This is a genomic window from Arthrobacter mobilis (assembly GCF_012395835.1).
In the GTDB taxonomy this organism is placed as follows: domain Bacteria; phylum Actinomycetota; class Actinomycetes; order Actinomycetales; family Micrococcaceae; genus Crystallibacter; species Crystallibacter mobilis.
The window spans coordinates 130,153-145,396 of sequence record NZ_JAAZSQ010000008.1; the positions used below are offsets into that span (position 1 = coordinate 130,153).

12 protein-coding genes are annotated in these 15,244 nt (G+C 69.4%); 3 read left to right on the top strand and 9 right to left on the bottom strand.

Going from position 1 to position 15,244, the window contains the following annotated elements:
* The 7 genes from HGG74_RS10405 to dinB all read right to left on the bottom strand — a co-directional run bounded on the left by HGG74_RS10405 (position 1) and on the right by dinB (position 8,094).
* Positions 1-1,686: a UDP-N-acetylmuramoyl-L-alanyl-D-glutamate--2,6-diaminopimelate ligase gene (locus tag HGG74_RS10405; protein WP_168486287.1), complete on the bottom strand. Its 1,686-nt coding sequence runs from the start codon at positions 1,684-1,686 to the stop codon at positions 1-3.
* 37 nt (positions 1,687-1,723) lie between these two features.
* Positions 1,724-3,499 (bottom strand): peptidoglycan D,D-transpeptidase FtsI family protein, encoded by a 1,776-nt coding sequence (locus tag HGG74_RS10410; protein ID WP_312856813.1) that lies wholly within the window; start codon positions 3,497-3,499, stop codon positions 1,724-1,726.
* A gap of 40 nt (positions 3,500-3,539) precedes the next feature.
* Positions 3,540-4,271, bottom strand: coding sequence for a cell division protein FtsL (gene ftsL, locus HGG74_RS10415; RefSeq protein WP_246262814.1), 732 nt, complete (start codon positions 4,269-4,271; stop codon positions 3,540-3,542).
* Complete coding sequence (gene rsmH / locus HGG74_RS10420) at positions 4,268-5,257, bottom strand: 16S rRNA (cytosine(1402)-N(4))-methyltransferase RsmH (RefSeq protein WP_168486288.1); 990 nt, start codon at positions 5,255-5,257, stop codon at positions 4,268-4,270. The genes ftsL and rsmH overlap by 4 nt, the downstream gene beginning before the upstream one ends.
* Before the next feature lie 270 nt (positions 5,258-5,527).
* On the bottom strand, positions 5,528-5,959 hold the full coding sequence (gene mraZ / locus HGG74_RS10425) for a division/cell wall cluster transcriptional repressor MraZ (protein ID WP_168486289.1): 432 nt from the start codon (positions 5,957-5,959) through the stop codon (positions 5,528-5,530).
* A 344-nt stretch (positions 5,960-6,303) separates the two neighbouring features.
* Positions 6,304-6,672 (bottom strand): SCO2097 family morphological protein, encoded by a 369-nt coding sequence (locus tag HGG74_RS10430; protein ID WP_168486290.1) that lies wholly within the window; start codon positions 6,670-6,672, stop codon positions 6,304-6,306.
* A 159-nt stretch (positions 6,673-6,831) separates the two neighbouring features.
* The gene (dinB, locus tag HGG74_RS10435; protein ID WP_376766132.1) at positions 6,832-8,094 is read right to left on the bottom strand and encodes a DNA polymerase IV; all 1,263 of its coding nucleotides are present in this window, start codon (positions 8,092-8,094) and stop codon (positions 6,832-6,834) included.
* A gap of 126 nt (positions 8,095-8,220) precedes the next feature.
* On the opposite strand from dinB, the gene HGG74_RS10440 reads away from it, so the two are divergent.
* Positions 8,221-9,330 (top strand): polyprenyl synthetase family protein, encoded by a 1,110-nt coding sequence (locus HGG74_RS10440; protein ID WP_168486291.1) that lies wholly within the window; start codon positions 8,221-8,223, stop codon positions 9,328-9,330.
* 21 nt (positions 9,331-9,351) lie between these two features.
* Here HGG74_RS10440 and HGG74_RS10445 read toward each other — a convergent pair whose 3' ends face one another.
* Entirely contained in the window at positions 9,352-9,705 is a 354-nt protein-coding gene (locus HGG74_RS10445; RefSeq protein WP_168486292.1) for an Rv2175c family DNA-binding protein, read from the bottom strand.
* A 726-nt stretch (positions 9,706-10,431) separates the two neighbouring features.
* Here HGG74_RS10445 and HGG74_RS10450 point away from each other — a divergent pair.
* Both HGG74_RS10450 and pknB read left to right on the top strand, forming a co-directional pair.
* Positions 10,432-11,664 (top strand): LysM peptidoglycan-binding domain-containing protein, encoded by a 1,233-nt coding sequence (locus HGG74_RS10450; RefSeq protein ID WP_246262825.1) that lies wholly within the window; start codon positions 10,432-10,434, stop codon positions 11,662-11,664.
* Between the two features lie 24 nt (positions 11,665-11,688).
* Positions 11,689-13,749: a Stk1 family PASTA domain-containing Ser/Thr kinase gene (gene pknB, locus HGG74_RS10455; protein ID WP_168486294.1), complete on the top strand. Its 2,061-nt coding sequence runs from the start codon at positions 11,689-11,691 to the stop codon at positions 13,747-13,749.
* Positions 13,750-13,801: 52 nt separating this feature from the next.
* On the opposite strand, the gene HGG74_RS10460 is transcribed toward pknB, so the two are convergent.
* Positions 13,802-15,190, bottom strand: coding sequence for a class II 3-deoxy-7-phosphoheptulonate synthase (locus HGG74_RS10460; protein ID WP_168486295.1), 1,389 nt, complete (start codon positions 15,188-15,190; stop codon positions 13,802-13,804).
* Between the last annotated feature and the right edge of the window lie 54 nt (positions 15,191-15,244).

Consider the following 15,244-nt stretch of genomic DNA (forward strand, 5'->3'; position numbering starts at 1 on the left):
TCAGGACTTTACCGTGTCGCCCTCGGCCACTTCGAATCCGTGCCGCCGCAGGGCCTCGCGCAGCTCCACCCGGTCATCGAACGCGAGGTTCTCGCCGTTGACGTCCTGCCACACTTCGTGGCCGCGGCCGGCCACCAGCACGGTGTCCGCCGGACCGGCCAGGGCGACGGCGCGCTCGATCGCCGCGGCCCGCGGGAAGACTTCCAGGATCTCGGTGGCCAGCTGCTCCTGCTGCCGGGCGGCCAGGGCGCCGGCCATCACCTCGCGGCGGATCGCCGCCGGGTCCTCGCCGTGCGGGTCGTCGTCGGTGACGACGACGACGTCGGCCAGCCGCGCGGCAATGGCGCCCATCAGCGGGCGCTTGCCGGCGTCGCGCTCCCCGGTGGCCCCGAAGACCACGATCACCCGGGCGTCGGTGCCCGGCGTCCGCACGGAGGAGATGGTGCGTTCGAGGGCATCGGGGTTGTGCGCGAAGTCCACGATCGCTGCCGGCCGCCTGCCGACCAGCTGCATCCTGCCGGGCACCTCGATGGTGAACGGGTCGTGCGCGTCGCAGGCCTGCTGCAGCACCCGCGGCTCCACCCCGGAGGCCAGGACCATCACGGCGGCCAGGGCGGCATTGGCCACATTGAAGGTACCGGGCAGGCCGGTGCGCAGCCGCAGCCGCGCCCCCTCCGGCCCGTGCAGCTCGAAGCGGTGCCCGAGCCCGTCGCGGACCAGCGCCTGCACGCTCCAGTCCGCTGTTTCCGGCCCGGTGGCCGGCTGTGCCGCCGTGCTCAAGGTCAGTACCGGCACGGCGCCGCCCTCGTCGAGCCGGGCGGCCAGCGTCCGGCCCCAGGCATCGTCGACGCAGACCACGGCCCGCCGCGCCCGGGCGGGGGTGAACAGCTCCGCCTTGGTCTCGAAGTACTCGTCCATGCTGCCGTGCAGGTCCAGATGATCCTGGGTCAGGTTCGTGAAGCCCGCCACATCGTAGACCACCCCGTCCACCCGGCGGTAGGAGACGGCGTGCGAGGAAACCTCCATCGCCGCCGCGTCCAGCCCGCGCTCGCGCATCAGGGCCAGGATGCCGTGCACCTGAGGGGACTCCGGAGTGGTCAGCGCGCTGGGGACCGGCTCCCCGCCGGCCAGGATCTCGATGGTGCCGATCAGTCCGGTGGTGCGTCCGAGGGCACGCAGCAGGGAGTTGACGAAGTACGTGGTGGTGGTCTTGCCGTTGGTGCCGGTCACCCCGAAGAGCACCGGCCGCGGCCCCTGGCCGGGCTGGCTGTCGAAGACGGCGGCGGACAGCGGCCCCACCAGTGCCCGCAGGTTCCGGGCCAGCAGCACCGGCAGCCCGCCGAGGTCCTGGGCGGCGGCCAGCCGGGCGCCGTCCTCGTCGGTCAGCATGGCCGCCGCTCCGGCCGCGGCGGCCACGGCGGCGAACTGTGCCCCGTGGGCCCTGGCCCCGGGCAGCGCCACGTACAGGTCTCCCGGCTCCACGGCGCGCGAGTCGATGGACAGGCCGGTCACGGTGAGCTCCCAGTCCACCGCGGCGCCCGGGGCCGGCACCATCGGCGGCAGGCCCAGCTGTTGCAGCACGGCGTTGAGCCGGCCCAGGGGCAGGGGGCGGACCACCTCGGGGCGCATGGGCGGGGCGGACCGGCGGGACGGGGTGGTCGAGGGCAAGAACTTCTCCGGTTTCATCTTGGTTGCTGTACGTCGCTGCTGCCGGCGGCAGGGACTACTCGAGCGGCAGCTTCACCGGCTTGGTGGTCGACGGCGGCACGTTGTAGGTGCTGAGCACCTGGCCCATGACCTTCTTGAACGGCGGGCCGGCCGTCAGCGAGAAGACCCCGCCCTTCGGCCGCTGGATGGTGGCCACGACCACGAACTCGGGGTCCTCCATGGGCGCTATTCCCGCCATCGAAATGGTGTAGCCGCTGAAGCCGCCGTCGTCCGAGGGCGCCTCGGCGGTGCCGGTCTTGACGCCAACCCGGTAATCCTCCACTTTACCGGGCAGGCCGCCGCCCTGGGTGGAGACGGTCTCCAGCAGGTCCTGGACCTGGCCGGCGGTCTTCTTCGAGACCACCTTGACGCCCTTTTCGCGCGGCAGCTTGTGCTCGGTGCCGTCCGGGTCCACGTAGCTGTCGATCAGCCGAGGCTGCATCCGCACGCCGTCGTTGGCGATGGCCGCGTAGGCCATGGCCGTATGCAGGGCGGTCTGGGCCAGGCCCTGGCCGAACAGGACGGTATATTCCTGCCGGCCGTCCCACTGCCCGGGCTTGGCCAGCAGGCCGGAGGTCATGCCGGTCAGGCCGATGTCGTAGAGCTCGCCGATGCCGAACTTGCGCAGGTAGTCATAGCGCTGCTGCCGGGTCAGGTGCTGGCCGATCATCACCGTGCCGGTGTTCATGGACTTGGCGAAGATGCCCGCCGTCGTGCGCTGCACCGTCCCGTGGGGCACCGCGTCGGTGAACCGCTGGCCGTTGACCGAGTAGCTGGGCGGAATGGTGTACCGGGTGGTCGGGGTGGTGATGCCTTCTTCGATCGCCGCGGCCATGGTGATCATCTTGGTGGTCGAGCCGGGCTCGAACGCCTTGGTGACGGAGAACGGCTGGCGCTGTTCCACCGGCGTGGCCCCGGGGTCGTTCGGGTCCGGGGTGGTGGACTCCGCCATGGCGATAATGTCGCCGGTCCTGGCATTGACGACCACGATCGTGCCGTACTCGGCCCCGTAGTCCCTGACCTGTTCGGCGATGGTTTCCTGGGCGAACCACTGCACGTCCGTGTTCAGCGTCAGCTTGACGTTCCGGCCGTCCTCGGCCGGAACCTCCTCATTGGTCGCCACCGGAATCCGGATGCCGTCCGCACCGATCTCATAGGTACGCTCGCCCGGCGTCCCGGACAGGACCTCGTCCTGGGTGGCCTCGATGCCGGCCAGCGGGTTGCCGTCCGAGCCCAGGAAGCCGATGACCGAGCCGGCCACCTCGCCGTTCGGGTAGTTGCGGATGGTGGTCTCCCGGGCCTGCAGCCCTGGAAAGGACAGCCGCTCCACCCGGTTCTTCACCTCCGGGGTCACCGCCTTGGCCACATAGTTGAACGGGCGGTCACCGAGCACCGCATCGGCGACGGTGTCCGTTTCCTGGCCGAGCACCTCCGCGAGCCGGGCGATGGCGTCGGTGATCCTGACGTCCTCGGGCTGCTTGGTCTTCGGGTTGAACCGGGTGTAGTCCTTGACCAGGCGCTGGTCCACCACGATGTCGAAACGCTGCACACTGCGGGCCAGCACATTGTTGTTTGCGTCCAGGATCTCCCCGCGGAGGGCAGGGATCTCGGTGGTCCGCAGCCGCTTCTCCACCGCAGCCTGGGCCATGCCGGCGGTGTCCAGGCCCTGCAGCTGGAAGAGCCTGCCTCCGAGCACCACCAGGGCCAGCAGCACCAGGACCAGGCCGGTCCGCACCCTGGCGGCCATGACCGTCGATCTGCGGTCCCGGCCTGCGTCCTGCGCTTTTGCCACGTTCGGTCCTATGCGTTCCCTGCCTGTACCTGCTGCCTGCCTACTGTCCGCCCCGCTGCTGCGGCGCCGGGATGGTGCCGCCGTTCAGCTCGGCTTCGGTGAACTTGCGTTCGCTGCCGGTCCGGGCGGACGACGACGGTGCCCCCTGCTGCTGCCTGGCCCTGGCCGCCTCGGCCGCTTCCTTGGCCTGCTTGGCTTTGGCTGCCTTCTCCTTGGCTGCCTTCTCCTTGGCAGCCGCCGCGGCCCGGTCCTGGTCCGTCCGGGCCGGCGCCTGTCCCGGCACCTCCGGGCGGGCTACCAGCCCGTCTGGCGAGGTTCCGGCCGCGGCGGCCTCGGGCTGGCCGACGACCTTCATGGTCTCCAGGTCGATGGAGCCGACCGAGGGCGAGGCCACCATGCCCAGCTTGGCCGCCTCGGCCGCCAGATTCTGGGGGGCGCGGTTGTTTTCCAGCTGCTGGGTCAGCTTCTCGTTCTGCTGCTCGAGGCTGACCTGCCGGCCGCGCAGCTCGACGATCTCGTACTGGGCCCCGGACACGGAGATGTTGAGCATCAGCACGCAGCCGAGTGCGGCGACCAGCACGGCAAAGCAGAACAGGGCGAACGGAACCCGCCGGCGCGCCGGGGCGGTGGCCACCAGCGACAGCGGGGTGCGCCGCGGCGAAGATTCCGGAGCAACGCTGCCGCGCTGCCGGGGGCCGGCCAGCGCCGGGGCGCTGCTGCCCACGACCGCAGGCTGGCGGCCGCCCCTGGCGTTCATCGCTGCTGCACTCATGAGGCGCTCCTGTTCCGTATCCGTTCCACTGCCCGCAGCCTGGCCGACGCCGCCCGCGGATTTTCCCTGATTTCTTCCTCGGTGGGCACCTCGGTGCCCTTGGTTAGACGTTTGAACTGGGCCTTGTGCTCGTCCAGCTCGACCGGGAAGCCCGGCGGTGCGGAGGAGCGGGAACCGGTGGCGAAGAAGCCCTTGACGATCTTGTCCTCCAGCGAGTGGTAGGACATCACCACTATCCGGCCCCCCAGTGCGAGGGCTTCCATGGTCGCCGGGATGGCCCGTTCGAGCACGTGGAGCTCTTCGTTGACTTCGATCCGCAGGGCCTGGAAGGTCCGCTTGGCCGGATGCCCGCCGGTCCTGGCAGCCGCCGCCGGCACGACCTTGCGGATCGTCTCCACGAGCTGCCCGGTGGTGGCGAATGCCTCGGCCTGCCGGGCAGCCACGATGGCTGCGGCGATCCGCCCGGCGAACTTCTCCTCGCCCCACATCCTGATGATCCGGGCCAGTTCCTCCTGGCTGTAGCCGTTGACCACGTCGGCGGCGGTCATCCCGCGGCTGGTGTCCATGCGCATATCCAGCGGCGCATCGTAGGAATAGGCAAAGCCGCGCTCACGCTCGTCCAGCTGGAGCGAGGAGACGCCCAGGTCGAACAGGGCGCCGTCGACCGCCTCCACGCCCAGATCCGCCAGGACCTCGCCGATCTGGTCGTAGACCGCATGGACCAGGTCCGTGCGGTCGCGGAATTCCGCCAGCCGTTCGCCGGCCAGGGCCAGGGCCTGCTCGTCACGGTCGATGCCGATCAGGTGCAGCCGCGGAAAGCGCCGGAGCATGGCTTCGGAGTGGCCGCCCATGCCAAGGGTCGCATCGACGACGACGGCCCGGCCGGACGCTTCGGCGGCGCGCTCGATGGAGGGGGCCAGCAGGTTGACGCAGCGCTCGCGCAGCACCGGAACATGCCGTTCCGCGGTGGGGCGTTCCTCGCTCATCCGCGTCTGGTCCTCTCCGGCATGCTGCCTCTACCGCCGGCCGGTGCCGGCCGCCGCTCACATCGTCAGTCCTGCTTGGTCTTCATCAGTCCTTTAAGCATGCGGATTCTTGGACCAGACCCCCATCCGCGCCTGGTGCGACCGGCCTGGCTCCGGGGAAGGTGAGCCAGGACGGTACCGCCGGGCGGCTGGAGATCTCATTCAAGAATCCCGCACTGTCCAACTATGTTTTCCGACTGAGTTCCCCGGCTTGTGGCCGGCTGCCCGCGGTCAGAAGATTCCGGGTATAGCCTCTTCGTCCGTTTCGGAGAAGGCAGCTTCCTTCTCCTCCAGGTACGCATTCCAGGCCGTGGCGTCCCAGATCTCCGCGCGGGTGCCCGCGCCGATCACTGCCAGTTCCCGGTCCAGCCCTGCATAAGCACGCAGCGCGGGCGGAATCGTTACCCGGCCCTGCTTGTCAGGGATTTCATCAGAGGCCCCGGACAGAAAGATCCGAATGTAGTCACGAGCCTGCCGCGACGAAATTGGCGCCTGCCGCATCTGCTCGTGGACCCGTTCAAATTCCTTCTGGCTGAAGACGTAGATGCAACGTTCCTGGCCCCGTGTCAGCACGAGGCCGTCGGCCAGTTCCTCACGGAATTTGGCAGGAAGAATCAGGCGGCCCTTCTCGTCGAGCCGCGGAGAGTGCGTTCCAAGGAACATCCCCACCGCCTTGCCGACTCAAAAGGAGACCGTCGACCCCCTACGTCCACCACTACCCTCTGATGTCCTCCACTTTACTCCACCAACTACCCCGGTCAACACGACACACTCCCCACTGCTGGGCGTGTCGCACCTCCGGGACCAGGGAATTCCGCGCCGGCACAGGGAAGAAAGGCGGACACGCCGGGGTGGAGCGAAGTGGAGGGATTTCGGTCGTTAAACGCCGGAAGACCCGCAGGTGCGGGTCTTCCGGGACGTCAAGCCGCCGTCGTAGCCGTCCGGCCTGGCAGGCGGAGGGACTCCGCGCGGCGTCCATTCCGCGGCGGAGGCTCGGGAGGGAAAGGTCAGCGGTCCTCGCCGTTGCGGCGCTGGTCCCAGCGGTCCTCGAGGCCGGACATGAAGCCGCCCTTGGACTGGGACGTCCGGCGCGCACCGGAGCCCTGGCCGCGGGAAGGCCGCCGGGTGGTGGCCCAGTAGACACCGGCACCCATGATCACAAAGCCCAGGACGCCGACGGCAATAATCTGGTTCCAGATCCCGATGAGCAGAACAAGGATGCCTGCCACGGCCACCAGTGACCCGACCACGATGTGCCGCGTGGAAAGGGACCTGCTGCCCGCAGCCTCCATGTGGCTGGCAAACTTCGGGTCGTCAGCATGCAGCTGCTGCTCCAGCTGCTCCAGCAACCGCTGTTCATGCTCTGAGAGTGGCATCAGAGCCTCCTTATTCCCTACGAGTTATTCCCTTGCGTGAGCCATCTACCGGCTCAACGAACTCCGCGGGCGAAGAGTTCCAGGAACCTCCCGCACACCTGTATTTCCTTACCACTAAGGATAGATTGCCAGGCGCCTAACTGAAAGCTGGCGCGGCCGCTACTGCCGCGGCAGACCGGGCTTTGGCCGCCGCTGGGGAGTGCCCAGAAGCGCTGCCGGCACCACCTGTGCGCCGCCGAATTTCCGGTTCACCTGATCCAGGGCCTGCTCCGCGCTGCGCCAGTGGTCTTCGCTGCCGTCGAAGGAGAGCTGCCGGCCGCCGCCGGAGGGTTCGAGCTGCTCGGCCCGGAGCCCGACCAGCCGGACCGGCTGGGGCCGCGGGCCCAGTGCCTCCAGCAGGTGCACCGCGGCCGCATAAAGTTCCCGGGCACTGTCGGCCGGCTCCGGAAGCCGGCGCGATCTATTAATAGTGGTGAAGTCCGCATAGCGCAGCTTCAGGGCCACTGTCCTGCATTGCTGCCCGGAACCGCGCAGCCGGGCGGCAGTCCGGTGGGCCAGGCGCAGCAGCTCGCGCCGCAGCTGGTCGGTGCCGTCCACATCGTCCTCGAAGGTCTCCTCGGCGCCGATGCTCTTTCCGGCCCGTTCGGGCGTGACCTGCCGGCCGTCGATGCCCCACGCCAGCTGGTGGACCTGGTCCCCCGCCGCGCCCAGCAGCTTGTGCAGCACCGGTGGCGGCGTATGGGCCAGGTCCGCGATCGTGCGGATACCCAGCCGGGCCAGTATCTCCCGGGTTTTCTCCCCTACGCCCCACAGCGCGCCGACGGGCAGCGCATGGAGGAACCGGACGGTGTCGTCCTCAGGCACCAGCAGCAGGCCGTCCGGCTTGGCCTGGGTGGAGGCGATCTTCGCGACGAACTTGCTGGCGGCGATCCCGACGGTGGCGGTGATTCCCAGTTCATCCCGGATGGTCCTGCGGATCAGCTCCCCGATCTGCAGCGGCGGTCCCAGCCGGCGCCGGGATCCCGAGATGTCCAGGAAGGCCTCGTCCACGCTGAGCTGTTCCACCTGGGGCGTGACGTCCCTGAAGATCTGCATGACCCGGGCCGACACCTCCCGGTATTTTGCCTGGCTCGGTTCGATGACCACCGCCTGCGGGCACAGGCGCAGTGCCCGGGCCATCGGCATCGCCGAGCGCACCCCGTAGCGGCGGGCCTCGTAGGAGGCCGACAGCACCACGGACCGGCCGGATGCGGACCCCACGATGACGCATCTGCCGCGCAGGTCCGGCCGCTGCAGCAGTTCCACGGACACGAAGAAGGCGTCCATGTCCACGTGCATGATGTTGCAGTTCGCGGAGCCGTCCTGCTTCTGGCCCGCCGGTTCATTGCCCACCCCCCCAATGGTAGGTCCCGCCACCGTCATCCGGCCGCCCCCGCTGCCGGCTCCCCCCGCCCGCAAGCTCGCGGCGGGACCCTAGGCCGCTAACGTTCAGCGGCCTCCCCCCGCCCGCAAGCTCGCGGCGGGACCCTCGGCCGCTAAACTGGCCGGATGAACCATCTTCGCCCCCTGCCCGCAGCCGGCACCGTGGCCGAGCAGGCGGTCTACCGCCAGGCCGTCGCCGACGGACTGGGCAGCTTCCTGGACCTCAAGCGCCGGGAACTGCTGGCGGCGGCACCGGATGCTGCTGCGCTGGTTGATGCCATTGCCGACCTGACCGAAGGCGGCAAGCGGCTGCGGGCATTGCTGGCTTACTGGGGCTGGCGCGGCGCCGGCGGCAGTGAAGCCGCCCCGGAAGCCGTCCGGGCCGGCGTGGCCCTGGAGCTGTTCCAGGCGGCCGCCCTGATCCATGACGACATCATTGACCGGTCGGACACCCGCCGCGGCAAGCCGAGCGTGCACCGGCAGTTCGAAAGCCTGCACCGCAGCCGGGGCTGGTCGCTGGCCGCGGACCGTTACGGCCTGGCCGCGGCACTGCTGACCGGGGACCTGTGTTTGTCGCTGAGCGAGGAAGCCTTCAGCTCCATCGATGCCGGGGCCGGCAGCGGCAGCGAGGCACGGCGCATCTTCAACCAGATGCGCACCGAAGTCATGGCCGGACAGTACCTGGACGTCCTGGAGGAAGCGGCAGGCCCGTCCCGGCCGGCAGGCACCGCAGTGGAGCGGGCCCTGCAGATCCTGCGCTTCAAGTCCGCCAAGTACTCGACGGTGCACCCGCTGTGTCTGGGCGGTGCGCTGGCCGGCGGCAGCCGCCAGCTGCTGCAGTCCTACGCCGACTTCGCCTTGCCTCTCGGGGAAGCGTTCCAGATCCGCGACGACGTGCTCGGGGTCTTCGGGGATCCGGCAGCTACCGGCAAGCCGGCCGGGGACGACCTGCGGGAAGGCAAGCGCACGGTGCTGATCGGCCACACCCTGAACAACTGCTCCAAGGCCGAACGCCGCTACCTCGAGGAGCATCTGGGCTCGCCGCTGATCGAGGACTCGACGATCGAGGAATTGCGTGCCCTGATCATCCGCTCCGGAGCCTTGGCAGCAGCGGAGCGGATGATCGCGGACCTGACCTCGGCCGCCTACGGCCACCTGGAGCAGCTGGCGGTCAGCCCCGAGGTCTCAGGCGCCCTGCGCACCCTCGCCGACGCCGCCGTCCGCCGGAATTCCTAGCGTTCAGCCCCCGCCCCGCGGTTACCAGGCCAGGGCCTGTGCCCGGCGCCGGATCTCGGTCTTGCGGCCTTCGCGCAGGGCGTCGATCGGACGTCCGGGAAGCGATTCGTCGGCTGTATAGAGCCAGCGGAGGATCTCCTCGTCGTTGAAGCCCGCATCCGTCAGCACGGCAATGGTCCCTTTAAGGCTTTCCAGGACATGGTCCTCGACCAGGAATTCCGCGGGAACGCAGCGGATGTTCCCCTCCCCCACCCGGGCGGCGACGAGGGTACGGTCGTCGATCAGGCTGTGGACTTTCTTCAAGGGCAGTCCCAGCCGTTCGGCAACGTCCGGGATGGGGAGCCAGTCGGTAATCAGTTCTTCAAGTTCACTCACTTAACAAGCGTGCCACGGGCCGGGCACCGGCAGCCATTCACCCGGCCGACACGCCGCGGCCTCCACTGGATCCCCCGCCCGACCTTTTGTGTTATGTGGCGATAGTGTAGATTCACTACAGTCACAGTTGTCACAGCAATAACACCGGAAACATCAGCAACGACAACGGGGACGCCCAGGAGCACACGCACCGTCCGGTACCAGCCCACCGGCCCGGCACACGCCGCCGACCATTGTGAGGAACCATCGATGTCTGACCAGCGACCGTCCATCAGTCCGCTCGGCACCCAGACGGAGGCCAGCGGCCAGCCGTCCAGGATGTTCCTTTCCGCCGCCGCCACCGCCGCCATTCCCGCCGTCGTCCTGTCCTCCGCGGCCTTGGCGCTGCCTGCGCAGGCGGCCGAGCAGGCGCCCCGCGCGTCCCTGCTGCCGCGGCTGGCCGACGGCGCGGCCGCTTCCCTGCCAACCCGTGTGGTCCCCGCCGGCCAGGTCGCCGTACAGCTGCCGTCCATGCTCCGTCCGGCCCAGGTTCCCGCCAGCTACGTGGTGCGCGCCGGTGACACCGTCAGTGCGATCGCGGCCCGCTACGGGCTGAGCACCTCCAAGGTCCTCAGCCTCAACGGCCTGCGCAGCACCTCGATCATCCATCCGGGCCAGAAGCTGAAGCTCCCCGGCACCGCCGGCCGCGCCGCGCAGACCGCGGTCAGGTCCTCCGCCGCCGTTTCCATGTACACGGTCAAGGCCGGCGACACCCTTTCCGGGATCGCCTCGCGCTACGGCATCACCCTGGCCAAGCTGCTCTCGGCCAACGGACTGAAGGCCACCTCGACCATCTACCCCGGGCAGAAGATCCGGCTCACCGGCGCCGCCAAGTCGTCCCCGGCAGCCGCCGGGAGCACTGCCAGGATCACCCGGACCTCCGGCAGCTACACGGTCCAGGCCGGCGACACCCTCTCCGGCATCGCCGCCCGCCCCGGCACCACCCTGGCCCGGCTGCTCTCGGCCAACAGGCTGAAGGCCACCTCGACCATCTACCCGGGCCAGAAGCTCAAGGTCGCCGGCACGGCCAAGGCACCGGCCGGCTCCCCGGCCAGGACATCCGCGGCCTCGACGTACACGGTCAAGGCCGGCGACACCCTCTCCGGCATCGCCGCCCGCCCCGGCACCACCCTGGCCCGGCTGCTCTCGGCCAACGGGCTGAAGGCCACCTCGATCATCTACCCGGGCCAGAAGCTCAAGGTCGCCGGCACGGCCAAGGCACCGGCCGCGGCCGCAACCTCCGGTGCCGCCGGCAGCTATACGGTCAAGGCCGGCGACACCCTCTCCGGCATCGCCGAACGTCTGGGCATCGGTCTGAGCAAGCTGCTCGCGGCCAACGGCCTGACCGCGTCCTCAATCATCTACCCGGGCCAGCAGCTGAAGGTGGCCGGCAGCGGTGCGACGACGGATGTTTCCTCCTCGACCATCGAGCCGCTGGTGCCGAACACCTTCCTGCACTACACCTACCCGGACGAAGTGGTGGCCGACGCAAACAAGAACAAAGCCCTGCTGCTGTCCACCCCGCAGCCGGACCAGTCGCAGATGAAGCAGATCATCCGGGACACGGCGGTCGCCATGGGAGTGGACCCGGCCCTGGCCCTGGCCTTCGCCTACCAGGAATCCGGCTTCCAGCAGACCGCCGTCTCCCCCGCCAACGCGATCGGCGCCATGCAGGTGATCCCCTCCTCGGGTGTCTGGGCCTCGGAGCTGGTCGGGCGCAAGCTGAACCTGCTGGACCCGCATGACAACGCTGCCGCCGGCGTTGCCATCATCCGCTCGCTGGTCCGCACCAGCGACACGCTGGACATCGCCATCGCCTCCTACTACCAGGGCCAGTACTCGGTGACCACGCATGGCATGTACGACGACACCAAGGCCTATGTGAAGGCTGTGAAGGCCCACATGAAGAACTTCAGGTAGGCCGCTACGGCTTAGTATCGAAGAGTGCAGGAACATGTAGCAGATCCGCTGGTCGGCGCCACCGTGGACGGGCGCTACCTGGTGGCCTCGCGGCTGGCCCGCGGCGGCATGTCGACCGTCTACCTGGCCACGGATACCCGCCTGGACCGGCCGGTGGCCCTGAAGATCCTGTACCCGCACCTGGCCGCGGACCGTTTTTTCCTCGAGCGCTTCGAACGCGAAGCCAAGTCCGCGGCCAAGCTGTCGCACCCCCACGTCGTCGGCGTCCTCGACCAGGGCTATGACGCCGACGTGGCCTACCTGGCCATGGAGTACATCCCCGGCCACACACTGCGCGATACGCTCAATGAAAAGGGCGCCCTGACGCCCCGGCTGGCCCTGGCCCTGCTGGATCCGGTGGTGGAAGGACTTGCTGCCGCCCACCAGGCAGGACTGGTGCACCGGGACGTGAAGCCGGAAAACGTGCTGATGTCCGCGGACGGCCGCATCAAGATCAGCGATTTCGGCCTCGCGCGCGCAGCCTCCGTCAGTTCAAGCACCGCCACGTTGATCGGCACAGTCGCCTACATTGCCCCGGAGCTGGTCTCCAATGCCGCGGCCGATGCGCGCAGCGACATCTATTCGGTGGGAATCATGCTCTTCGAGATGCTCACCGGCCGGCAGCCCTTCACCGGCGAGTCCCCGATCCAGATCGCCTACCAGCACGTCAATTCCGCCGTTCCTCCGCCCTCGAGCCTGGTCCCCGGCCTGGCGGCGGACCTGGACGAACTGGTCCTGTGGTGTACGGCCCGGGATCCGGAACAACGTCCGCACAGCGCCCAGGACCTGCTGGGCGAGCTGCGCCATATCCGCACCACCCTGGACGACCGTGCGCTGGACTTCCGGGCCGCGATGGCAGGGCCGGCACCGCGCGCCGCGGGCACGGAGGGAGCTGGCGGACAGGCGGCCACGGTGCCGCTGGCAGCCGCACCGCCCGCAGCGCCGGAAAACGGCGGCGAGGATCCCAACCGCACCACCGTCATTGCCGCCAGCTACCAGCGGACGACGGCGATACCCCGCACCCCCGCCGCTGTGGCGCCGGCGGCGCCCCCGCCGGACCTGACCAAACGGCAGGCACGGGCCTGGGAACGCGACCGGGCCCGGCAGGCACAGCGCCCGGCCGTCGCCCTGCGTCCGGGCAACCGCCGCCGGCGGGGAATCCTCTGGATCGTCCTGCTGGCCGTGCTGGCCGTGCTGGCGGCCGGGGCCGGCTGGTTCTTCGGGATGGGCCCGGGGGCACCGATCCCGGTCCCCGAGGTGGCCGGCAGGACGGCCACCGATGCGAAGACCCTGCTGGAAGAGCGCGGGCTGGACTTCCGGCTCAACGAAGTGTTCGACGAGGAGGTCGCACGCGGGCTGGCCGTGGGGACCATTCCGGCCCCGCCTGCCCAGGTGCGCTGGTTCCAGCCGGTGACCCTAATCATCTCCAAGGGACCCGAGCTCTTCGATGTGCCCGCACTGCTCGGCCTGGCCGAAGAGGAAGCCCGGGCCGAGCTCCGAGATGCCAACCTCGACGTCGGCCAAATCAGCAGGGAATACAGCGACACCGCCCCGGCCGGACAGATTATTGCCCAGGACCCTGCTGCCGGCGAACAGCTGCGCCGCGGCAGCGCCGTCGACCTGACCGCCTCCGCCGGCCCGGAACCCTTCGATGTGCCCGATGTGACGGGCCGGTCAGCCGAGGACGCGACCGCCGAGCTGCAGGAGGCCGGCCTGCAGGTGCGGATCGCCGACGAGCGGGTCTTTGACTCCGAGATCGAGGCCGGCGACGTCGTTGCCCAGTCCCCGGCCGAAGGCACCGTCGTGCCCGGAGACACCGTGACCCTGACCTTGTCCCAGGGCCCGCGCCTGGTCGAGGTCCCGAACGTCGTCGGCGACCGGCTGCGCGATGCCCGGCGCACCCTGGAGGAACTCGGCTTCGACGTAGACGTCGACGGCTTCTTCTTCGGCGGGGACGACGCCGTCGTCCGCTCCCAGGAGCCCGGCGGCGGGACCGCGCCCGAGGGCAGCACCATTACCCTGCGGGCCGATCCCTTCCCCTTCTGAGCACCCTCCGGGGCAGGCGGCCGGCCGGCCGGAAGTCCAGCCGGCCAGGAGGTTACGCGCCCTTCTTCGCCAAGGCCCCGGCCACCAGGAACGCCATCTCCAGCGACTGCATGTGGTTCAGCCGCGGGTCGCAGACGGATTCGTAGCGGTCCAGGAACGCTTCCTGGTCGATCGGGTCGGACCCGCCGAGGCATTCGGCGACATCGTCCCCGGTCATCTCCACGTGCAGGCCGCCGGGGAACGTGCCCAGGCTCTTGTGCACCTCGAAGAAGCCCCGGACCTCGTCGATCACGTCGTCGAAGTTGCGGGTCTTGTAGCCGTTGGGCGAGGTCACGGTGTTGCCGTGCATCGGATCGGTCACCCAGAGGACCTGGGCACCGCTGGCGGTGACCTTCTCCACCAGCGCCGGCAGCTTCTCCCGGATATTCTTCGCGCCCATCCGGGTGATGAAGGTCAGCCGGCCGGGTTCGCGCTCCGGATCCAGCTTCTCGATCAGGCGCAGGGCGTCATCGGCGGAGCTGCCCGGACCAAGCTTGACGCCGATCGGGTTGCGCACGCGGGACAGGAAGTCCACATGGGCCCCGTCCAGCTGGCGGGTCCGCTCGCCGATCCACAGGAAGTGCCCGGAGGTGCCGTACGGCAGGCCCGTGCGCGAATCGATCCGGGTCAGCGCCCGTTCGTAATCCAGCACCAGGGCCTCGTGGCTGGCAAAGAACTCCACCCGCTTGAGCGCATCGAAGTCGGCCCCGCAGGCGTCCATGAACTTGACTGCACGGTCGATCTCGCGCGCAAGGGACTCGTAGCGGGAGTGCGCGGGGTTGGCCATGAAGCCCTTGTTCCAGTGGTGGACCAGGCGCAGGTCTGCGAAGCCGCCCTGCGTGAAGGCGCGGATGAGGTTCAGGGTGGACGCCGAGGTGTGGTACGCACGGACCATCCGGGAGGCGTCGTGGGCCCGGGATTCCGGCGTGAAGTCGAAGCCGTTGACCATGTCGCCGCGGTAGGCCGGCAGCGTCACGCCGTTGCGCGTTTCGTCGTTGGAGGAGCGGGGCTTGGCGAACTGGCCGGCCATCCGGCCCATCTTGATCACCGGCAGGGAGGCTCCGTAGGTCAGCACCACCGCCATCTGCAGGATGGTGCGTACCCGGGCGCTGATCTTGTCGGCCGTGGCCCCTTCGAAGGTCTCGGCGCAGTCGCCGCCCTGGAGCAGGAAGGCCTTGCCCTGGGCGGCCGCGGCCAGCCGCTCCCGCAGCACGTCGACCTCGCCGGCGAAGACCAGCGGCGGCAGGGCCGAAAGTTCGGCCACCGACGCCTGGTAGACGGCGCTGTCCGTCCACGTCGGCTGCTGCACGGCCGTCAGACCGCGCCAGGCATCCAGACCCGGATAGTCTGCGGCGGAAGGGATCGGTTCGGTCGGTGCTGTGGTTACAGGCAGGTCGGTCACCTCTTAATGCTAGACCACTGCCGGATCCCGCCGGCCGGAGCCGTAACGCTGCCG